Annotated in this window: 22 protein-coding genes; 20 read left to right on the top strand and 2 right to left on the bottom strand. The window is 61.9% G+C overall.

Translation table 11 applies throughout. From position 1 onward, the window contains the following. The first annotated feature begins 193 nt into the window (after positions 1-193). From queA to FNU76_RS14590, 14 genes are all read left to right on the top strand, one after another. On the top strand, positions 194-1,210 hold the full coding sequence (gene queA, locus FNU76_RS14525) for a tRNA preQ1(34) S-adenosylmethionine ribosyltransferase-isomerase QueA (RefSeq protein ID WP_144278866.1): 1,017 nt from the start codon (positions 194-196) through the stop codon (positions 1,208-1,210). 136 nt (positions 1,211-1,346) lie between these two features. Continuing rightward, positions 1,347-2,150 carry a metallophosphoesterase gene (locus tag FNU76_RS14530; protein ID WP_144278867.1) on the top strand — a complete coding sequence of 268 codons (804 nt, stop codon included), beginning with the start codon at positions 1,347-1,349 and terminating at the stop codon, positions 2,148-2,150. Between the two features lie 146 nt (positions 2,151-2,296). After that, a complete protein-coding gene (tgt, locus tag FNU76_RS14535; RefSeq protein ID WP_144278868.1) occupies positions 2,297-3,424 on the top strand; it encodes a tRNA guanosine(34) transglycosylase Tgt in 1,128 nt (375 codons plus the stop codon). Positions 3,425-3,543: 119 nt separating this feature from the next. Further along, positions 3,544-3,870, top strand: coding sequence for a preprotein translocase subunit YajC (gene yajC / locus FNU76_RS14540; RefSeq protein WP_144278869.1), 327 nt, complete (start codon positions 3,544-3,546; stop codon positions 3,868-3,870). A 69-nt stretch (positions 3,871-3,939) separates the two neighbouring features. Further along, positions 3,940-5,754, top strand: a complete 1,815-nt coding sequence (secD, locus tag FNU76_RS14545) for a protein translocase subunit SecD (RefSeq protein WP_144278870.1) — start codon at positions 3,940-3,942, stop codon at positions 5,752-5,754. A 17-nt stretch (positions 5,755-5,771) separates the two neighbouring features. Next, on the top strand, positions 5,772-6,719 hold the full coding sequence (secF, locus tag FNU76_RS14550; protein WP_144280692.1) for a protein translocase subunit SecF: 948 nt from the start codon (positions 5,772-5,774) through the stop codon (positions 6,717-6,719). Positions 6,720-6,763: 44 nt separating this feature from the next. Next, a complete protein-coding gene (locus FNU76_RS14555) occupies positions 6,764-7,408 on the top strand; it encodes a DedA family protein (RefSeq protein WP_144278871.1) in 645 nt (214 codons plus the stop codon). A gap of 224 nt (positions 7,409-7,632) precedes the next feature. Beyond that, positions 7,633-8,295 (top strand): methyltransferase domain-containing protein, encoded by a 663-nt coding sequence (locus FNU76_RS14560; protein WP_308418553.1) that lies wholly within the window; start codon positions 7,633-7,635, stop codon positions 8,293-8,295. Beyond that, entirely contained in the window at positions 8,292-8,984 is a 693-nt protein-coding gene (gene bioD / locus FNU76_RS14565) for a dethiobiotin synthase (protein ID WP_144278872.1), read from the top strand. The genes FNU76_RS14560 and bioD overlap by 4 nt, the downstream gene beginning before the upstream one ends. A gap of 177 nt (positions 8,985-9,161) precedes the next feature. Further along, positions 9,162-10,286, top strand: a complete 1,125-nt coding sequence (gene coxB / locus FNU76_RS14570) for a cytochrome c oxidase subunit II (RefSeq protein ID WP_308418554.1) — start codon at positions 9,162-9,164, stop codon at positions 10,284-10,286. A 23-nt stretch (positions 10,287-10,309) separates the two neighbouring features. Beyond that, positions 10,310-11,944, top strand: coding sequence for a cytochrome c oxidase subunit I (gene ctaD, locus FNU76_RS14575; RefSeq protein WP_144278874.1), 1,635 nt, complete (start codon positions 10,310-10,312; stop codon positions 11,942-11,944). 123 nt (positions 11,945-12,067) lie between these two features. Next, positions 12,068-12,610: a cytochrome c oxidase assembly protein gene (locus tag FNU76_RS14580; protein ID WP_144278875.1), complete on the top strand. Its 543-nt coding sequence runs from the start codon at positions 12,068-12,070 to the stop codon at positions 12,608-12,610. 5 nt (positions 12,611-12,615) lie between these two features. Continuing rightward, a complete protein-coding gene (locus FNU76_RS14585; protein WP_144278876.1) occupies positions 12,616-12,822 on the top strand; it encodes a DUF2970 domain-containing protein in 207 nt (68 codons plus the stop codon). 71 nt (positions 12,823-12,893) lie between these two features. Then, positions 12,894-13,745, top strand: coding sequence for a cytochrome c oxidase subunit 3 (locus FNU76_RS14590; protein WP_144278877.1), 852 nt, complete (start codon positions 12,894-12,896; stop codon positions 13,743-13,745). A gap of 57 nt (positions 13,746-13,802) precedes the next feature. Here FNU76_RS14590 and FNU76_RS14595 read toward each other — a convergent pair whose 3' ends face one another. Continuing rightward, positions 13,803-14,003, bottom strand: a complete 201-nt coding sequence (locus FNU76_RS14595; RefSeq protein ID WP_144278878.1) for a twin transmembrane helix small protein — start codon at positions 14,001-14,003, stop codon at positions 13,803-13,805. A 70-nt stretch (positions 14,004-14,073) separates the two neighbouring features. On the opposite strand from FNU76_RS14595, the gene FNU76_RS14600 reads away from it, so the two are divergent. The 6 genes from FNU76_RS14600 (at position 14,074) to FNU76_RS14625 (ending at position 18,723) form a co-directional block, all read left to right on the top strand. Beyond that, a complete protein-coding gene (locus tag FNU76_RS14600) occupies positions 14,074-14,757 on the top strand; it encodes an SURF1 family protein (RefSeq protein WP_144278879.1) in 684 nt (227 codons plus the stop codon). Further along, positions 14,754-15,329, top strand: coding sequence for a redox-active disulfide-containing membrane protein (locus FNU76_RS14605; protein ID WP_144278880.1), 576 nt, complete (start codon positions 14,754-14,756; stop codon positions 15,327-15,329). Before FNU76_RS14600 ends, FNU76_RS14605 begins: the two co-directional genes overlap by 4 nt. 4 nt (positions 15,330-15,333) lie before the next feature. Continuing rightward, positions 15,334-16,308, top strand: coding sequence for a COX15/CtaA family protein (locus tag FNU76_RS14610; protein WP_144278881.1), 975 nt, complete (start codon positions 15,334-15,336; stop codon positions 16,306-16,308). Between the two features lie 27 nt (positions 16,309-16,335). After that, positions 16,336-17,247 (top strand): heme o synthase, encoded by a 912-nt coding sequence (gene cyoE / locus FNU76_RS14615; protein ID WP_144278882.1) that lies wholly within the window; start codon positions 16,336-16,338, stop codon positions 17,245-17,247. 2 nt (positions 17,248-17,249) lie between these two features. After that, positions 17,250-17,834 (top strand): SCO family protein, encoded by a 585-nt coding sequence (locus FNU76_RS14620; protein WP_144278883.1) that lies wholly within the window; start codon positions 17,250-17,252, stop codon positions 17,832-17,834. 106 nt (positions 17,835-17,940) lie between these two features. After that, positions 17,941-18,723 (top strand): flagellar brake protein, encoded by a 783-nt coding sequence (locus FNU76_RS14625; RefSeq protein ID WP_144278884.1) that lies wholly within the window; start codon positions 17,941-17,943, stop codon positions 18,721-18,723. A gap of 10 nt (positions 18,724-18,733) precedes the next feature. Here the strand turns inward: FNU76_RS14625 and FNU76_RS14630 are convergent, their stop codons facing one another. Beyond that, the gene (locus FNU76_RS14630; protein ID WP_144278885.1) at positions 18,734-19,615 is read right to left on the bottom strand and encodes an SDR family oxidoreductase; all 882 of its coding nucleotides are present in this window, start codon (positions 19,613-19,615) and stop codon (positions 18,734-18,736) included. Between the last annotated feature and the right edge of the window lie 16 nt (positions 19,616-19,631).

Genomic DNA, 19,631 nt, shown 5'->3' on the forward strand with positions numbered 1-19,631 from the left:
GATCGGCGAAAGTTCGGTCAAGCGTCCGCTTGAATATTTCTATGGCATGTTGCGAAAATGCAAGCGAAACCGAGATTTTATCAGGGTTTCCCCTTAGCTTGCCGCCTGAATGGAATTCGCACAGTGAGCCAAAGGATGTGGCGAGCCGGCTGTTATAATGCCGCGCTTCCCCCGTCCAAGCCGTTTCTCTCGCATGCAATTATCCGATTTCGATTACGCCCTGCCCGAGCACCTGATCGCCCAGTTTCCGCCGGCCGTGCGCGGCGGGAGCCGATTGCTGCATCTGCCGGCCCAGGGCGGGACGTTCGACCGTCACTTCGCCGATCTGCCGGATCTGCTGCGGGCCGGTGATCTGCTGGTCTTGAACGATACGCGCGTGATCAAGGCGCGCTTGCTGGGGCAAAAGGCGAGCGGCGGGCAGGTCGAAGCGCTGATCGAGCGGGTGAGCGATGAATTCGAAGCCCTGGCCCAGGTCCGGGCCAGCAAGTCGCCCAAGCCCGGTAGCGTGCTGATATTCGGCGGGCGTTGGCGGGCGCATATGCTGGCGCGCGAAGGGGAGTTCTTCCGCCTGCGTTTCGAAGCGCCGGTGTTGGATGTGCTGGAGGCGGCAGGCGCCTTACCCTTGCCACCTTATATCGAGCATCGTCCCGACGCTTCCGATGACGAGCGCTATCAGACGGTTTTTTCCCGCGAGCCGGGCGCGGTTGCCGCGCCCACCGCGGGCCTGCATTTTACCGAGGCGATGTTCGCGGCCTTGGCGGAACGCGGCATTGCCCATGCCAGGCTGACCTTGCACGTGGGTGCCGGTACTTTCCAGCCGGTGCGGGTCGATAACTTGGCTGAGCATCGCATGCACCACGAGCGCTACCAGATTCCGGCCGAGACCCTGGCCGCCATCCGGGCGACGCGCGAGCGCGGCGGCAGGGTGATTGCCGTGGGTACCACCAGCCTGCGCGCCATGGAGGCGGCCTGCCAGGACGGCGATTTCGCTGCGCCGGAGGGCGATACCGATATCTTTATCACGCCGGGCTATGCGTTTCGCGCGGTGGATGCCCTGCTGACCAATTTCCACCTGCCCAAGTCCACCCTGCTGATGCTGGTGTCGGCTTTTGCCGGCTACGAGCGGATTCAGGCGGCGTATCGCCATGCGGTCGAGCACGAGTATCGTTTCTTTAGTTATGGCGATGCGATGCTGCTGGAGCGGCGCTGATCAAGATCGCCATGTCGGCCGAGAAAGCCGGAAATACGGCATTTTTGGCGCGCATTTGTCGGAATGGCGCCAGGCGGCCTACTTATTCGCTATGCCTGGCCGTAAAAAAACGTGAATCACCTGCCATAATCCTTCCATGTCCGCTGTAGCCAACCCGCCGCGCGTGGCTTTTCTGCCGCGCAATGAAAAGGGCCGCGATTTTGTCGTGGGGGATCTGCACGGCTGCCGGCGGGACCTGGAAGTCCTGCTGGTCGCGGCCGGCTTCAATCCGCCGGGCGGGGATCGCTTGTTCGCGACCGGCGACCTGGTGGATCGCGGGCCGGACGCCATGGGCTGCCTCAAGCTGCTGACGCAGCCCTGGTTCTACAGCGTATTGGGCAATCACGAACAGATGCTGCTCAATGCCATGGGCGGCGACGACGCCGCCATCGCGCTGTCGGTGGCCAATGGCGGCGGCTGGGCGCTGGGCGGCATACTCAGCCACGACCCCGCGCTGCAGGCGGCCACCAAGGTGGTGGAGCGGCTGCCGCACGTGCTGGTGGTGGGGCCGGGCACGCCGGAGCGATTCAACCTGGTGCATGCGGCGCTGCTGCAATCGCCGGCGGATATGGCGCTCTACCGCGATGCCGATCTGGATGCCCGTCTGCTGCATGCCGACGAAAAAGCCTGCGAGCGCCTGATCTGGAGCCGGTCGCTGGCGGAGGCGGCCGCCATTGCCGCCGTGGCGCAGCGCGGCTCGACTTGGCGGGAAGGGCTGTCGCTGACCTATTGCGGCCATAATCCCGTCCCGTTTCCCATCATCTTCGAATCGCATTGCCATATCGATACCGGTGCGGGTTACGAGGGCAATGTGGACGTCAACCGGGTCGATAGCGGTGTGCCCATGCGGCTGACCCTGGCCGAGCACCATGGCGGCGACCCGATCTTCTATACCCGATAGAATACGGCGGGCCGAGTCGATTCGTCCGGCCGTGCTCGCCGATCTACTTATATACCCGGCAGTTTCAATTATCGCGGACCTGGGTCCGTGAATATCCCGTAACCGCGCCTCGGACTGTGTTTCCGTTCGCGCAAGGAGTTCCAGCTATGCCGGATAACGGCTTGAAATTCACCCTCAAGACCACCAGCCATGGTGCGCGGCGCGGTAGCGTCGAGCTGAACCACGGCACGGTGGAAACGCCGGTCTTTATGCCGGTGGGTACCTACGGCACCGTCAAGGCGATGGCGCCGAACGAATTGAATGAAATGGGTGCGCAGATCGTGCTGGGCAATACCTTCCATCTCTGGCTGCGGCCGGGTTTGGAGGTGGTGGCTAAGCATGAGGGGCTGCACCGCTTCATGGGCTGGGACAAGCCCATCCTGACCGACTCGGGCGGTTTCCAGGTATTTAGCCTGGGTGCATTGCGCAAGATCACCGAGGAGGGCGTGAAGTTCCAGTCGCCCGTCAATGGCGACAGGCTGTTCCTGACGCCGGAGGAGTCTATGCGCATCCAGACGGTGCTCAACTCCGACATCGTGATGATCTTCGACGAATGCACCCCGTATCCGGCCGACGAGCAGACTGCCGCCATCTCCATGCGGCTGTCGGCGCGCTGGGCGCGGCGTTCGCGCGACGAGTTCGACCGGCAGCAAAATCCCAACGCGCTGTTCGGCATCGTCCAGGGCGGCATGCATGAGCGCTTGCGCGAAGAGAGCCTGGCCGGATTGGAAGAGATCGGTTTTCATGGCTATGCCATCGGCGGATTGAGCGTGGGCGAACCCAAGGAGGAATTCACCCGCATCCTGGCCCATACCGCCCCGCGCCTGCCGGTGGACAAGCCGCGCTATCTGATGGGCGTGGGTACGCCCGAAGACCTGGTGTACGGCGTGTCGCAGGGGATCGATATGTTCGATTGCGTCATGCCCACCCGCAATGCCCGCAACGGCTGGCTGTTCACCCGCTGGGGCGATGCCAAGGTCAAGAATGCCCGCTACAAGGACGATGTACGGCCGCTGGACGAAAGTTGCGGCTGCTATGCCTGCAGTAATTTCAGCCGCGCCTATCTACATCATTTGTTCCGCACTGGTGAAATTCTGGGTGCTCGCCTCAATACTATCCACAACCTCTTTTACTACCAGTGGTTGATGGCCGAGATGCGGACCGCTATTGAAGCGGACCAGTTCGACCAGTTCGTAGTGCGTTTCCATGCCGAGCGAGCTCGCGGTATTGCCTGAGTAAGCAGCTGGGTCCCATAAGAATTCGCGCCGGCACGAAATAGCCGGCGGTAGATTTTGCGGCCGGGCAGGGCTAGAATGCGCGGCTCGTTTTTCCAATGCTTACCGGGATTTACCCCATGCTGATTACCCCCGCTTACGCCGCAGGCCCCGCCCAGCCGGCAGGCTTCGATCTAATGTCTTTCGCGCCGATGGTCGTGATCTTCGTGCTGTTCTATTTCCTGCTGATCCGTCCGCAGCAAAAGAAGCTGAAGGAACAACGCGCCATGATCGATGCCATCGCCAAGGGCGATGAGGTGGTGACCACCGGCGGCATGCTGGCCCGCGTGGCCAAGGCCGGCGATGAGTACCTGACCCTGGAAGTGGCCAATGGCGTTGAATTGGTCGTTCAGCGCGGCGCGATTGCCGCCAAGCTGGAAAAAGGTACGCTGAAAGCGCAGCGATAAGATTTGTCACGGGCGGCCAGTCGGTCGCCCGTTCTCTATCCGGCATCGTGCCGTACGGGTTCCCCTGCCATGAATCGTTATCCTATCTGGAAGTATGCGCTTGTCCTGATCGCCCTGGCGGCAGGCTTGTTCTATACGCTGCCCAACTATTACGCGGACAGTCCGGCGGTGCAGGTTGCCGGTGCCCGTTCGTCCGTCAAGGTCGATCTGGACACCTTGCAGCAGGTCGAAAAGACCCTGGCTGCAGCGGGCATGCCCACCACCGGGGGCTTCCTCGAAGGCAACAGCCTGAAGGTGAAGTTCAAGGATGCGGAGACGCAGCTGCACGCGCGCGCCCTGATCCAGGAAAAACTGGGCGACAACTATGTGGTAGCGCTCAATATGGTGTCGACCACGCCGGCCTTCATGGCCAGCTTGGGCGCCAAGCCGATGAATCTGGGTCTGGACTTGCGCGGCGGTGTGCATTTCACCCTGCAGGTGGATATGAAGGCGGCTACCGACAAGGCGTTCGAGCGTCTGGCCGGCGATGTGCGGCGTGAGCTGAAGGACAAGAAGATCCGCGCCGGCACGGTCCGCCGGCTGGGCGAAAGCGTGGAAGTGCAGCTGCGCGATGAAGCGACCGCCAAGGAAGCCCGCAGCGCCATCGAGCGCAGCATGCCGCAGGTGCTGATCCGCCAGGACAGCGGCAACAAGCTCAGGCTGGACCTGAGCGACACCGAGCGGCAGCGCATCCAGACCGATGCAGTCAAACAGAATATCGCGACCCTGAACAAGCGGGTCAACGAGCTGGGTACGGCCGAGCCCATCATCCAGCAGCAAGGCGCCGACCGTATCGTGGTGCAGTTGCCGGGCGTGCAGGACACCGCTCGCGCCAAGGATATCCTGGGCCGCCAGGCCACCCTGGAAGTCCGCATGGTGGAAGAAGACCCCGCCAAGCTGGCCGAAGCGGAAGCCGGCAACGTGCCTACCGGTTATGAGTTGATGGAAGAAGTGGATAGCCGCGGCAACCGGCCCATCCTGGTCCGTAACGAAGTGGAACTGACCGGCGATAACATCAACGGCGCACAGGTGGACTTCGACGAGCAGAACCAGCCGGCCGTGCTGATCTTCCTGGATTCGATGGGCGCGAATATCTTCCGCCAATTGACCCACGACAATATCGGTAAGCGCATGGCCATGATCCTGGTGGAAAAGGGCAAGGGCATGGTGGTGACCGCGCCGGTCATCCGTGGCGAAATCGGTGGCGGCCGCGTGCAGATCACCGGCGCCATGACTTCGGCGGATGCCAACGATACGGCCCTGCTGCTGGGCGCCGGTTCGCTGGCGGCGCCGATGACCTTTGTCGAGGAACGCACCATCGGTCCTAGCCTGGGCAAGGAGAATATCGAAAAGGGCTTCAAATCCACCCTGTACGGTTTTACCGCCATCGTCGTGTTCATGCTGGTCTACTACCGCATGTTCGGCTTTACCGCCGCCTTCGCGCTGGGCGCCAACCTGCTGTTCCTGATGGCCTTGCTCGGTTCGCTGCACGCTACGCTGACCCTGCCCGGCATTGCCGCCATTGCCCTGGCGCTGGGTATGGCAATCGACTCGAACGTGCTGATCAACGAGCGTATCCGCGAGGAAATCCGCAACGGCGCGCCGCCGCAGACCGCCATCAAGGCTGGCTATGAGCACGCCTGGGATACGATTCTCGACTCCAATATCACCACCTTTATCGCCGGTATCTCGCTGCTGATCTTCGGTTCGGGCGCGGTACGCGGCTTTGCCGTGGTGCATTGTCTCGGTATCGTGACCTCGATGTTCTCTTCCGTGGTGGTGTCGCGCGCCCTGGTCAACCTGATCTACGGCTATCGCCGCAAGGTCGGAAAACTCGCCGTTTAAGCAGGAAGTACAACATGCTGGAAATGTTCCACTTCAAAAAAGACGTCCCGTTCATGAGTTACGGGAAGTTGACCACGATCTTCTCGCTCGTGACCTTTTTGCTGGCGGTGTTCTGCCTGTTCTGGCGGCCCCTCAACCTGAGCGTGGAATTCACCGGCGGTACCGTGCTGGAAGTCCGCTACAGCCAGGCGGCCCAGCTCGAAAAGGTTCGCGAGGAAGTCGAAGCGCTGAATATCGGCGGCCTGCACAAGGAAGTCCAGGTCCAGGCGCTCGATACCCCGCGCGATGTGATGATCCGTCTGCCCAGCGTCAAGGGCACCACCAGCGCGCAGGTGTCCGAGCAGGTGATGACGGCCTTGAAAAAGCGCGATCCCCAGGTCGAGCGGCGCAAGGTCGAGTTCATCGGTCCGCAGGTGGGCGAGGAGCTGGTCAGCAATGGCCTGCTCGCCCTGGTCATGGTCTGCGTCGGCATCATCATCTACCTGGCCATCCGCTTCGAATGGCGTTTCGCGGTATCGGCCATCCTGGCCAACCTGCATGACGTGGTGATCATCCTGGGCGTGTTCGCCTTCTTCCAGTGGGAGTTTTCGCTGACCGTGCTGGCCGCGTGCCTGGCGGTACTCGGTTACTCGGTCAATGAGTCGGTGGTGGTGTTCGACCGGATCCGCGAAAACTTCCGCAAGGCCAGCCTGCGCGGTAAGTCCGTGCCCGAAGTTATCGACAACGCCATCACCACCACCATGAGCCGTACCGTGATCACCCACGGCTGTACCGAAATGATGGTGCTGTCCATGCTGTTCATCGGCGGTCCAGCACTGCATGGTTTTGCCATGGCGTTGACCATCGGCATCGTATTCGGCATCTACTCTTCCGTGCTGGTCGCATCTCCGCTGCTATTGCTATTCGGCGTGACGCGCGAGAACATGATCAAGACGGTCAAGTCCAAGGAAGAAGCCGTCGTCTGATTCACCGGCCGGCCATAGTGCCGGCCGTTTTACACTGGACTGTCGTGGACTACTCTTTCATCAATATCCTGCTGCATCTCGATCAGTTCCTGGCCATCCTGGTCAGCCAGTATGGCGTCTGGATCTACCTGATCCTCTTCCTGGTGGTGTTCTGCGAAACCGGCGTGCTGGTCTTGCCTTTCCTGCCGGGTGATTCGCTGCTGTTCGTGGCGGGCGCGGTAGCGGCCCAGGGCGATATGAATCCCTATCTGCTGGCGGTGTGCCTGATGTCGGCCGCCATTCTGGGCGATAGCACCAACTACCTGGTCGGCCGGCGCGCGGGTAGCGCCTTGTTCCGCAAGGAATCGCGCTTTATCCGCCGCGACTACCTGGAACGTACCCAGGCTTTCTATGCCCGCCACGGCGGCAAGACGGTGGCCCTGGCGCGCTTTGTACCGATCGTCCGTACCTTCGCGCCCTTCGTGGCGGGGATGGCCGAAATGCCTTACCGCAAGTTCCTTACCTTCAGCGTGGTCGGCTCGATCGTCTGGGTGGGTTCGCTGGTCACGGTGGGCTATCAGTTCGGCCAGGTGGAATTCATTCGCAAGAATTTGTCGCTGATCGCCATCATCGGCTTGTCGGCGGCGGTGATCCCGGCCGTGCTGGGCATGCTCAGCCAATACCTGCGCTCGATGCGGCGGGCTAATTGAGTCATGGCGGAAGAAGTCTTCTACACCGACAAGTCGCAGGTCAAACGCGCGTTCGAGCGCTCGGCCGTCTCTTACGATGGCGCCGCCGTGCTGCAACGGGAAGTCGCCGATCGCATGCTGGAGCGGCTGGACCTGGTCAAGCTTGCGCCCCGGCGCATGCTGGATGCCGGTAGCGGCACCGGTTATGCCGGCCCCACCTGCGTAGCCGCTTCAAGGATGCGCGCTTGCTGGAGCTGGATCTTGCCCTCTCCATGCTGCGCGTCGCCGCCGGCAAGGTCGGTTTGCTGGGCCGGGTGTTCGGCAAGGCCAATTGGCAGGTATGCGCCGACCTGGAGACGCTGCCGCTGGCCGATGCTTCGGTCGAGCTGGTCTGGTCCAGCCTGGCCATCCAGTGGCTGAACGAGCCTGACCGCGCCTTCCGTGAGTTCCACCGGGTGCTGCAGCCGGAAGGGCTGTTGATGTTCAGTACCTTCGGGCCCGATACGCTGCTGGAACTCAAGCAGTCGTTCGGCCAGGCCGATCAACGGCCGCACGTGAACCGCTTTATCGATATGCACGACCTGGGCGATGCCCTGTCGCACGCGGGTTTTTCGGCGCCGGTCATGGATATGGAAAAGATCGTGCTGACCTACGCCGACGTGAAGGCGGTGATGCGCGATCTGAAAGCGATCGGCGCCCACAATGTGGCGGTGGGGCGCGGCCGTGGCCTGTTCGGCAAGGCGGCCTTCGCACGTGCCTGCGACGCCTATGAGCACTTGCGCCGCGACGGCAAGTTGCCGGCCACCTACGAGGTGGTCTATGGTCATGCTTGGAAACCGCAACCCCAGCCGCAGCAACTGGCGGATGGCCGCCAAATCATAGAATTTCGTCCTCGCCCTAAACTGTGAACGGCTATTTCATCACTGGCACCGATACCGAAGTTGGCAAGACCGTTGCCACCTGCGCGATGTTGCGCGCGGCGGTATCGGCAGGCTACCGCGCGGTCGGCATGAAGCCGCTGGCGGCCGGTTGCGCGCTCAATCCCATGGGTTGGCTGGATAACGAGGATGTACTGGCGCATGCCGCGGCCGGCAATGTGGCGGTGGGGCGCGAGCTGGTCAATCCCTATGCCTTCTACCCGCCTATCTCGCCGCACTTGGCTGCCCGCGCGGCCGGGGTGGATATCGATTTTCCGCTGATCCGGCGCTGCTATGATGAACTGGCCGGACAAGCCGATCTGGTGCTGGTGGAAGGGGCGGGCGGCTGGCTGGCGCCGCTGGACGATAGCCGCAGCATGGCCGATCTGGCCATCGATCTCGGCCTGCCGGTCATCCTGGTGGTAGGTCTGCGGCTCGGTTGCCTCAACCATGCCATGCTGACCGCTCAGGCCATCCGCGCCGCCGGCGTGGAACTGGCCGGCTGGGTGGCGAATTGCGTCGATCCGGATATGTTGTCGCCAGCCGACAATCTTGCGTATTTGAAGCAACAGTTGCCTGCGCCCCTGCTTGGACTGGTTCCTCACCTCGGCGGCGAACAAAAAGCCGAGTCGAATCAAGAGCAAATGCTCGATTTCATACCCAAAACGCTTATCAAATAAGGACTTCGGCCAGATTGGGTCGTTGAGCCTACCCAGTTCCTCTGATAGCATTCATGCGACTTTTTGCCGCAGGTCTTGATTCGCGTCAAGTACCGCGTCGAAACGACGACGCCGGGGCTCACCGGTGCGGAGGGAAACGACGCTCGCGTCCGCGGGCGTGCCGTCATGGGGACATTAATGAAGAACCGCGTATCCAGATCGCTTGCCGGCTTATCCGCCGCGGTCAGCCTCTCGGCTTTCGCCGACTATCAGCTTAATCTGCAAACTCCGGTTACCAAGGTAGCGCAGGATGTGTACGACCTGCACACTTTGCTGCTCTATATCTGCGGCGGCATCTTCGTCGTGGTCTTCGGGGTGATGTTCTACTCCATCTTCAAGCATCGCAAGGCAGCTGGCCATAAAGCGGTCAACTTCCACGAAAGCACCACGGTCGAACTGATCTGGACCATCATCCCCGCACTGATCCTGGTCGCCATGGCCTGGCCCGCGACCCGCGTGGTCCTGGAGCAAAAGGATACCAGCGGCGCGGACATGACCATCAAGGTCACCGGCTATCAATGGAAATGGGGCTACGATTACCTCGATGAAGGCGTAAGCTTCCATAGCCGCCTGGTGACGCCGCAAGTGCAGTACGAAAATTTCGGCGGCGAGAAACCCGTCCGCAACGAGAACTATTTGCTGGAAGTGGACAACCCCGTGGTGGTGCCGGTAGGCAAGCGGGTACGCCTGTTGCTGACCGCGAACGATGTGATCCACGCCTGGTGGGTACCGGCCTTCAGCGTCAAGCAGGATGCGATTCCCGGCTTTATCCGCGACACCTGGTTCAAGGCCGACAAGGAAGGCGTCTATCGTGGCCAGTGCGTGGAGCTGTGCGGCAAGGACCACGGCTTCATGCCTATCGTCGTGCATGTGGTGTCGGACGAGAAATACAAGGTCTGGGTGGACGAGCAGAAAAAGAAGATGGCCGCCAACCAGGACGATCCCAACAAGGTTTGGACCATGCCGGACATGATGGCGCGCGGTCAGAAGGTGTATGAAGCCAATTGCGCGGTCTGCCACAAGTCGGACGGCAAGGGGCAGGGCGCCTTCCCTGCGCTGGATGGTTCCAAGATGGCGAGCGACAAGGCGCAAAAGGCCGACCATATCGCCATGGTATTGGTTGGCAAGAACGCCATGCCTAGCTGGTCCAAGACGCTCTCGGACACCGAACTGGCTGCGGTGATCACCTATGAGCGCAATGCCTGGGGCAACAAGACCGGCGACCTTCTGCAACCGGCCGAAATCAAGGCCGCCCGCAAGTGATTGCCGGATAGCGAGGAAGAATAATGACCACTACCATCCACTCCCCCGATCACGCCCATGACCACGATCATGCGCACGATCACCCCACCGGCCTGGCGCGTTGGCTGACGGCGACCAACCACAAGGACATCGGTACGCTGTACCTGTGGTTCTCCTTCATCATGTTCCTGACCGGCGGCGTCATGGCGCTGTGCATCCGGCTGGAGCTGTTCCATCCGGGCCTGCAGTTCTTCAAGCCGGAATTGTTCAATCAGTTCACCACCCTGCACGGCATCATCATGGTGTTCGGCGCCATCATGCCGGCCTTCACCGGCCTGATGAACTGGCAGATCCCGCTGATGATAGGCGCGCCCGACATGGCGTTCGCCCGGATGAACAACTGGTCGTTCTGGCTGTTGCCGCCGGCCGCCCTGTTGCTGATGATCAGCTTTGTCGTGCCCGGCGGTGCGGCTGCCGCGGGCTGGACCCTGTATGCCCCGCTGGCGACGCAGATGGGCATGGGCATGGACCTGACCATCTTCGCCATCCATATCATGGGCATCTCGTCCATCATGGGCGCCATCAATATCGTCACCACCATCCTCAATATGCGCGCGCCCGGCATGACGCTGATGAAGATGCCGATGTTCTGCTGGACCTCGCTGATCACCGCCTATCTGCTGATTGCCGTGATGCCGGTGCTGGCGGGCGCGGTGACCATGGTGCTGACCGACCGCCATTTCGGTACCAACTTCTTCAATGCCGCCGGTGGCGGTGACCCAGTGCTCTACCAGCACGTATTCTGGTTCTTCGGCCACCCCGAGGTCTACATCATGGCGCTGCCGGCTTTCGGCGTGGTCAGCCAGGTGATCCCGGCCTTCGCGCGCAAGCCGCTGTTCGGCTACCACTCGATGGTCTACGCCACGTCCTCGATCGCCATCCTGTCCTTCATGGTGTGGGCGCACCATATGTATACGACCGGCATGCCGGCGACCGCCCAGATCTTCTTTATGTTCGCCACCATGCTGATCGCGGTGCCGACCGGCGTGAAGGTGTTCAACTGGATCGCCACGATGTGGCAGGGCTCGATGACGTTCGAGACGCCCATGCTGTTTGCCATCGGCTTCGTCTGCCTGTTCACCTTCGGCGGCATGTCCGGCGTGGTGCTGTCGGTGGCCGCGGTGGATATCCAGCTGCAGGATACCTATTACGTGGTGGCTCACTTCCACTATGTGCTGGTGGCCGGCGCCCTGTTCTCGCTGTTCTCGGCGGTCTACTACTGGCTGCCGAAGTGGTGCGGGTTCATGTACAACGAAACCCGCGGCAAGGTGCATTTCTGGTGGTCCATGATCGCCTTCAACGTGACCTTCTTCCCCATGCACTTCCTGGGCCTGGCCGGTATGCCGCGCCGTATTCCGGACTATGGCGTGCAATTCACCGAGTTCAACTCGATGGCCTCGGTCGGTGCCTTCGCCTTCGGCCTGGCGCAGATCTACTTCCTGTTCTTCGTGCTGCTGCCCACCCTGCGTGGCGGTGCCGGTGCGGCGCCTCAGCGGCCATGGGAAGGTGCGCATACCCTGGAGTGGGAAGTGCCGTCGCCGGCGCCGTTCCACACCTGGGAAGCGCCTCCCAGCAAGGAGCTGGTCGATGAACTTGCCGCCAAGCAGATGCTGCATTGAACCGGCTTAGGCAGACCGCTCCCATGCAACGCACGCGTACCGTCCTGATCTTGTCCAGCGTGGCCCTGGTGTTCGCGCTGGGCTATATCGCCCGTCATCTGTTGCTGGGGCGCTGAGGCCGGTATGCATGCAAGCGTTCGCGCCGAAAACCGGCGCCTGTTAAGCAAGCTGGCCGTGATCGCGGTGGGCATGTTCGCCTTCGGTTATGCCCTGGTGCCGTTCTACGAGCAGATCTGCAAGGTGACCGGCATCAATAACCTGCTCAAGCCGGACGTGGCGGTCAATACCCAGGTGGATAGCGCGCGCTGGATCACCGTCGAGTTCGACGCCAATCTGCGTGGCGACCTGCCTTGGCGGTTCAAGCCGGAGCAGACCCGCATCAAGCTGCATCCCGGCCAGATGGCCAACGTGGTGTACGACGTGGAAAACACCAGCGGACGTACCATCGTCGGGCAGGCCGTACCGAGTTACGGCCCCTCCGTCGCGGCACAGTATTTCAAGAAACTGGAATGTTTCTGTTTTACCCAGCAGACCTTCAAGCCCGGCGAAAAGCGCCGGATGCCGGTGAGCTTCGTCGTGGACGCGGGCCTGCCGAACGAGGTGGAAGTCATCACGCTGTCCTACAGCTTCTTTGAAGTTGCCGGCACAGCCAAACCGGGGGCATAGCGATCATGGGCGAGCAGGAAAAGGGCAGTCTCAACCCCCTGCGCGCAGTGGGCACCGTGCTGTCGGCTTTTATCGGGATACGCCGTGGCAAGGATTCGAAGGAAGCCCTGACCAGGTTGCGGCCGGTGCAGATCATCCTGGCCGCCCTGCTGTGCGCGGGATTGTTGATATTCGGTCTGTTGACCCTGGTACGCAGCATCACGAGCCACTAATCCGTCGTAAAGCATTTTTCATCCACGGGGAGCCCCCGCGCGATGTCGGCTAATAATAGGGAGTAGACAATATGGCAACGCATCAACCGGATTACTTCGTGCCTCACCCGTCGAAGTGGCCGCTCGTCGGGTCTTTCGCGCTGTTCTTTATCGGCTTGGGTGCGGCGCTGGCCGTCAACTCGGTGGGCCTGGGCGGCTACTCGCTGGCGTTGGGGTTCGGCATCCTGCTGTATATGCTGTTCGGCTGGTTCGGCGATGTGATCCGCGAATCCGAGGGCGGCGTGTACTCCAAGCGGGTGGATCTGTCGTTCCGCTGGGGCATGGGCTGGTTTATCTTCTCCGAGGTCATGTTCTTCGCCGCCTTCTTCGGCACCCTGTTCTATCTACGGACCATTTCGGTGCCCGAGCTGGGCAATATGGAGCACAAGCTGCTCTGGCCCGATTTCACGGCGGTCTGGCCCACCTCGGTGGCGCCGAATGGCACGGCGCCGTATGAAGTCATGGCGCCATGGGGGCTGCCGGCCTGGAATACGCTGATCCTGCTGACCTCGGGCGTGACCTTGACTTATGCACACTGGGGCATGATGAAGAACAACCGCACCCAGCTGAAGCTGGGCCTGCTGGTTACCGTGCTCCTGGGTGCGCTGTTCCTGGGCCTGCAAGTCTACGAATACGCCCATGCCTGGGGCCATATGGGCCTGACGATGGCGTCCGGCGTCTATGGCGCGTCGTTCTATATGATGACCGGCTTCCACGGCATGCATGTATTCATCGGCGCCCTGATGCTGGCCGTGATGCTGTTGCGTTCCAACAAGGGTCACTTCAGCGCCGAGCACCACTTCGCCTTTGAAGCCGCCGCCTGGTACTGGCACTTCGTGGACGTGGTCTGGCTGATCCTGTTCGTCTTCGTGTACTGGCTGTAAAACGGTTCGCGGACAGCAAATGGTGCGGCTGCTGGCCGCACCATTTGCTTTCAGGCTTTAATACACGCCGTGCGGTTGTATCAGGCCGAACTTTTGCGCCAGCATCAACATGGCGAACAGGGCGACCGATAGGCCCACCCGGACGGTCAGTGCCTTGACGATGCGGTCCGATGGGCCTTTGTGACGAATCAGCGCCAGCATGGCACTACCCAGTGCCACCAGGATGCCGAGGATCAGTACGACAACGATGATTTTCATATAGGTCCACTAGCCGTAGCGAAAGCCACGAGTGTAGTAGTCTCTCCCATTTTTCCGCCAGCTGTTCTCGATGCCCCTGCGCCGTCCCCGTCTACTGATCCTGCTCGTGACCGTTCTGTTCGTGGCACTTACGCTACGGCTGGGCCTATGGCAGCTGGGCAAGGCCCAGCACAAACGCGCGCAGGCGGAACGAATGGCTTCGTTGGACAAGCAAGCGCCGCTGCCTTGGCAGGGCGAACTCGGCCCCACGGTCTGGTTGCAAAGTTTCAAGGTCAGCGGCCAATGGCGGCCGCAAGGCCAGATCTACCTGGACAACCGCATCGAGCAGGGACGCGCCGGCTTTCATGTGCTGGCGCCGCTGGAACTGGCCGACGGCCGCTGGCTCCTGGTCAATCGCGGCTGGCTGCCCAAGACCGTCGGCCAGCAGCCTGAAGTGCCGCTGCCGCTCGGCCGGGTCGAATTGACCGTACGCATGAACAATCCCACCCAGCGCTATCTGGAGCTGGCCAAGACCACCGATGCCGGGCCGGTCTGGCAGAACCTGGACTGGCCGCGCTACCGCAAGCTGGCCGGTGCGCCGGTGGTGGACGTGCTGGCCTTCCAGTTGGACGGCAGCGATAAGCTATCGCGCAACTGGCCCGTGCCCGACCTGGGGGCGGACAAGAATTTCGGCTATGCCGGCCAATGGTTTCTTTTCGCGGCCCTGGCGGTCGTACTGTTTGTCATCTTGCATTGGAAGCGCCGCGACACATGACCGTTACCGTTACTTCTCCCGCTCCCAGCCAAGGCCGGCGAATCCTGCTGATCATGATCGCCATCACCATTGCCCCGGTGCTGGCCTCGTATCTGACGTATTACTTCTGGCGCCCGGCCGGTGGCAAGACCTATGGGCAGCTGCTGGAAATCCATCCGGTGGCGGAGTTCAGCCAGCGCAAATTGTCGGGCGAGCCGGCCAGCCTGGCCGAGCTGAAGGGCAAATGGGTGCTGGTGACGGTTGCCGGCGGCGACTGCGCCGCTGCTTGCCAGGCCACTTTGCATGCCTTGCGGCAATACCGGGTGGCGCAGGGCAAGTATATGGGCAAGGTCGAGCGGCTTTGGCTGGTCAACGATGCCGCCGTACCCTCCGCCCAAGCCATTGCTGCCGCCGAAGGGGCGCGTGTGCATCGCGCGCTGGCACCCGTGCCGCTGCCCGGCGACCAGGCCGGCGCCGTCTACCTGATCGACCCCTTGGGCAACCAGGTGATCCGCTACGGGCGTGAAGCCGAGCCGGTCAAGGTCATCAAGGAACTGGGCAAGTTCCTGAAGAACAACGAAAACCTGGGTTGAGACCATGTTCCGCAAACTAGCCCTGCTGGCTGCAGTCTGGACCTTTTGTGTGGTCGTACTGGGTGCCTACGTCCGCCTGTCCGATGCCGGCCTCGGTTGTCCGGACTGGCCAGGTTGTTATGGCAAGGTGACGCCGCACCATGCCATGGAAGAGATCCGCACCGCCCAGGCCGACCAGCCGCACGGACCGGTAAGCCTGGACAAGGCCTGGAAGGAGATGGTGCACCGCTATCTCGCCAGCGCCCTGGGCTTGTTGGTGCTGATCCTGGCGGTATTGGCCGTGCGTCAGCGCGACCGTTTGCAGCAGTCGCCGCTGCTGATCATCCTGACTTTTTTCGTGGTCTGTTTCCAGGGCGCGCTGGGCGCCTGGACGGTAACCATGCTGCTTAAGCCGGCCATCGTGACCAGTCATCTGATTGGCGGCATGACCACGCTGGCCTTGCTGGTCTGGCTGGTCCTGCGCCAGCGCGAGTGGGCCAATGTGGACCGCACCGCCGGCGCTTTCCGGCCGCTGGCGATGCTGGGGCTTTTGGTCGTGGCATGCCAGATCATCCTGGGTGGCTGGGTCAGCACCAACTATGCCGCCGTCGTCTGTACCGACTTCCCGACCTGCCAAGGGGCGCTGGTGCCCGCCATGGATTTCCGCGATGCCTTCCATGTATTGCGCGAACTGGGACAGACGCCAAGCGGCGGACTGTTGTCTATGGCCAACTTGACCGCGATCCACTGGCTGCACCGTTTGGGGGCCCTGGTGACCTTCTGCTACATCGGCTGGCTGGCTTATCGCTTGTTTGCACAAGGGGTTTTGCGTAGCCTTGCGATCGCCATCGGCACGATGCTGGTGTTGCAGGTCGGGCTTGGCATAGGCAATGTGGTATTGCAGCTGCCCCTGCCCGTCGCTGTGCTGCACAATGCGGGAGCCGCCATGTTGTTGGTACTGCTGGTGGTATTGAATTTCCGGCTGGCGCATCGTCGCTAGCCGCGTGGCGAAACCGAGGAGACAATAATGACCGCCACCACAATGGGTAAACCCGGCCTGGGCGTGCAAGCCCGCCTGCGCGAGTTCCTGGCGCTGACCAAACCGCGCGTGGTGACGCTGATCGTGTTCTGCGCGGTGATCGGCATGTTCCTGGCCACGCCCGGCGTACCCGACCTGGTGCCGGTGCTGGCCGCTACCGTGGGTATCGCCCTGGTGGCGGGGGCCGCGGCTGCCATCAATTGCCTGGTCGAACAGAAGATCGACGCCGTGATGGCGCGCACCCGCGCCCGGCCGCTCCCGCGCGGCCAGATCACCAGTGCCCAGACCCTGGTCTTCGCGCTGGCGGTGGGCGGCGTGGGGCTGTGGCTGCTGCATGTCTGGGTGAATGCCTTGACCATGTGGCTGACGCTGGCCACCTTCGTCGGCTACGCCATCATCTATACCATCGTGCTCAAGCCCAGCACGCCGCAGAATATCGTGATCGGCGGCGCTTCGGGCGCCATGCCGCCCATCCTGGGCTGGGCGGCCGTTACCGGTTCGGTCAGCCACGATGCGATGATCCTGTTCCTGATCATTTTTGCCTGGACCCCGCCGCACTTCTGGGCCTTGGCCTTGTATCGGCGCGAGGAATACGCGCGGGCCGGGCTGCCCATGCTGCCGGTGACCCATGGCGAAGCCTTTACCCGCCTGCATGTGCTGCTCTATACCCTGATCCTCACCGCGGTGACCTTGCTGCCGGTGGCGACCGGGATGGCTGGCTGGATCTACCTGATTGCCGCCGTGCTGCTCGATGCCGTTTTCCTCGCCTATGCTTGGCGTATTTGGCGCGCCTATTCGGATGCCCTGGCTCGTAGCGCATTTCGTTACTCCATCCTGTACCTGTCGCTATTGTTCGCGGCGCTGCTGGTGGACCACTATCTGCCGTTCAAGTTGGGATAAGCATGCGACGTTTTCTTTCATTGGCGCTGACGCTGATCGTGCTGGGCCTGGCGGCTTGCGGACAAAAGAGCGGTCCGGCATTCAAGTCCACCGATATCACCGGGGCGCCGTTCGGAGGCGAGTTCAGGCTGACCGGGCACGACGGCAAGCCGCATGCGCTGGCCGATTTTCGCGGCAAGGCGGTCGTGCTGTTTTTTGGGTACACCCATTGTCCGGATGTCTGCCCCACCACCATGAGTGAATTGGCGGGTGCCATGAAGCAATTGGGGGAGCGGGCCAAGGATGTGCAGGTGCTATTCGTGACGGTGGATCCGGAGCGCGATACCCAGGCGCTGCTGAACCAATACGTGCCGTCCTTCCATCCCGCGTTTATCGGATTACGGGGTAGTCCTGCCGAAACCCGCGCCGTGGCGGATCAGTTCAAGGTGGTTTATCAGAAGAATGTGACGGATAAAACAAATTACACCGTCGATCACAGTGCCGGCAGCTATATTTTCGACAAGGCCGGTAAATTGCGCTTGTTCGTCAGCTACGGTGCGGGTGCCGAGGTGTTTAGCCACGATCTGGGCCTACTGCTGGCGGACTGATTTCCGGGTGAGCATGCACTGAAATAGAATATATAAATTTGGGCATACGTATTGCCCTTGTGTGGCAGAATCTATCAATCTTCTAATAAGCGGATCCCCAACGGCCGTGGCGGAACAGGAAAACAACCCCTCTCAGGATGCCAAGTCGCCTGTCGCCCTGATCCCGGAGGGCGTCGATGTCAGCAGCTACCTGCTGCGTACGCCCATGGAGATCGGCTTTGTGCTGCGTTCCCTGGCGCAAAAGAGCGATCTGGTTTCGATCTATTTCGATCATGGCCAGTTCGCCTTCCTGTCCACCATCCTGGAATGCGATCCAAAAACCCAGCGCTTCTGGTTCGATATCAGCGGCGTGGATGCCATCAACCGCGCCTTCCTGCGTAGTACCCATGCCGTGTTCGCGGTCGCGCCGGAAGGGGTGCGCATCCAATTCGTGCTGCATGGTGGGGTGACCGAGGTCGCTTACGATGAGCGGCCCGCCTTCGAAGCGCATTTCCCGGACGATTTGATCAAGCTGCAGCGGCGCGAATACTTCCGTCTCGATACCCCCATCGGGCGGCCGCTGATCTGTAAATTGCGCCATCCCAACGGCAAGGTGCTGGATCTGCCGCTGCATGATATTTCCATCGGCGGCATGGGTTTATGGATGCAAGGCCAGGTCGAGGTGGAGCAGCTGGACGTGTTCCCCGGCTGCCGTATCGATCTGGGCACCTTCGGCATGGTCGAATTGACGCTGGAAATCCGCAGCAAGCGGCAGGTGACCAAGCGCGACGGGACGGTCCAGACCATGCTGGGCACCCGCTTCGTCGATCTCCCGCGCCAGACCGAGAATTTGTTGCAGCGCTATATCGCCCAGTTGGAGCGGGAGCGGCACCAGTTGCTCCGCAACTGAAGCGCCGAAGTCACCCCATCGGGCGCAGGCCATCCAGCAGCGTCTGGGGTGTGGGGTAGCGTAGCCGCAGTTTCAGCTCTTCCTTCAAGCGCCGATTGCTCAGCCGGCGAGACTCCCGCATAAACGACCACAGGGCTGGCGAAACCCGCGCCTGCAAATCCGTGCGTTCCAGTCGCTGCGGCCGTGGCAGGCCGCTTGCGTCGGCCACGCGGTCAAACCAATCCCCCATCTTCCACTGGCTATCGTCGCAGACATGGTAGACCCGGCCGGAGCGGCCGCGAAACAAGGCCAGGCAGCAGGCATGGGCCAGGTCGTCGGCATGGATATGATTGCTGTAGCCATCCTGCTCCGGCAGCAAGGCCGGCGTGCCGCTACGCAGGCGCTCGGTGGGCAGGCGCTCGGCGGCATAGATGCCGGGCGCCCGCAGCAAGCTGACCCGGCAACCGGTACGGCGACCGAACCGGCGCAGCAGCTGTTCCGCCACGACGCGGCGAAGCGCCCGAGCCGATTGCGGCTTGGCGGGCTGGCTCTCTTCCAGCAGCGCCCCGGCACAGTCGCCGTACACCCCGCTGGTACTGATGTAGCAAAACCCGCGTGCTAGAATCGCGTTTTGGGCGAGCACTGCCGCCAGCCGTTTGCTGCGTGCATCGTCGTCGCCCTGGTTGGGAGGGGGCGCGCTATGCAGAACGTACTCGGCCAGGCCGGCCAGCCGCTGCAGCGTTGCCGGCTCGTCCAGATCGCCGGGCACCGGTATAACTCCCAGGGCCCGTAGCTCAGCCGCCTGTTCGCGATTGCGGCACAATGCATAGATATGGAAACGCCGCGCCAGCCAAGGTAGCGCACGCCGCGCCACATCGCCGCAGCCGATGATCAACAGTCTTCTTTTTCGCATGGGCCGATTGTAACCG

Origin of the sequence: Chitinimonas arctica (assembly GCF_007431345.1) — a bacterium.
GTDB lineage: Bacteria > Pseudomonadota > Gammaproteobacteria > Burkholderiales > Chitinimonadaceae > Chitinimonas > Chitinimonas arctica.

Coding starts and splice junctions, on each gene's coding strand:
- cyoE (WP_144278882.1), top strand. CDS start 16,336: ATGACCGCCACCACAATGGGTAAACCCGGCCTGGGCGTGCAAGCCCGC.
- tgt (WP_144278868.1), top strand. CDS start 2,297: ATGCCGGATAACGGCTTGAAATTCACCCTCAAGACCACCAGCCATGGT.
- FNU76_RS14630 (WP_144278885.1), bottom strand. CDS start 19,615: ATGCGAAAAAGAAGACTGTTGATCATCGGCTGCGGCGATGTGGCGCGG.
- FNU76_RS14595 (WP_144278878.1), bottom strand. CDS start 14,003: ATGAAAATCATCGTTGTCGTACTGATCCTCGGCATCCTGGTGGCACTG.
- FNU76_RS14605 (WP_144278880.1), top strand. CDS start 14,754: ATGACCGTTACCGTTACTTCTCCCGCTCCCAGCCAAGGCCGGCGAATC.
- queA (WP_144278866.1), top strand. CDS start 194: ATGCAATTATCCGATTTCGATTACGCCCTGCCCGAGCACCTGATCGCC.
- ctaD (WP_144278874.1), top strand. CDS start 10,310: ATGACCACTACCATCCACTCCCCCGATCACGCCCATGACCACGATCAT.
- FNU76_RS14585 (WP_144278876.1), top strand. CDS start 12,616: ATGGGCGAGCAGGAAAAGGGCAGTCTCAACCCCCTGCGCGCAGTGGGC.
- yajC (WP_144278869.1), top strand. CDS start 3,544: ATGCTGATTACCCCCGCTTACGCCGCAGGCCCCGCCCAGCCGGCAGGC.
- FNU76_RS14590 (WP_144278877.1), top strand. CDS start 12,894: ATGGCAACGCATCAACCGGATTACTTCGTGCCTCACCCGTCGAAGTGG.
- coxB (WP_308418554.1), top strand. CDS start 9,162: ATGAAGAACCGCGTATCCAGATCGCTTGCCGGCTTATCCGCCGCGGTC.
- FNU76_RS14620 (WP_144278883.1), top strand. CDS start 17,250: ATGCGACGTTTTCTTTCATTGGCGCTGACGCTGATCGTGCTGGGCCTG.
- FNU76_RS14610 (WP_144278881.1), top strand. CDS start 15,334: ATGTTCCGCAAACTAGCCCTGCTGGCTGCAGTCTGGACCTTTTGTGTG.
- secD (WP_144278870.1), top strand. CDS start 3,940: ATGAATCGTTATCCTATCTGGAAGTATGCGCTTGTCCTGATCGCCCTG.
- FNU76_RS14530 (WP_144278867.1), top strand. CDS start 1,347: ATGTCCGCTGTAGCCAACCCGCCGCGCGTGGCTTTTCTGCCGCGCAAT.
- FNU76_RS14580 (WP_144278875.1), top strand. CDS start 12,068: ATGCATGCAAGCGTTCGCGCCGAAAACCGGCGCCTGTTAAGCAAGCTG.
- FNU76_RS14600 (WP_144278879.1), top strand. CDS start 14,074: ATGCCCCTGCGCCGTCCCCGTCTACTGATCCTGCTCGTGACCGTTCTG.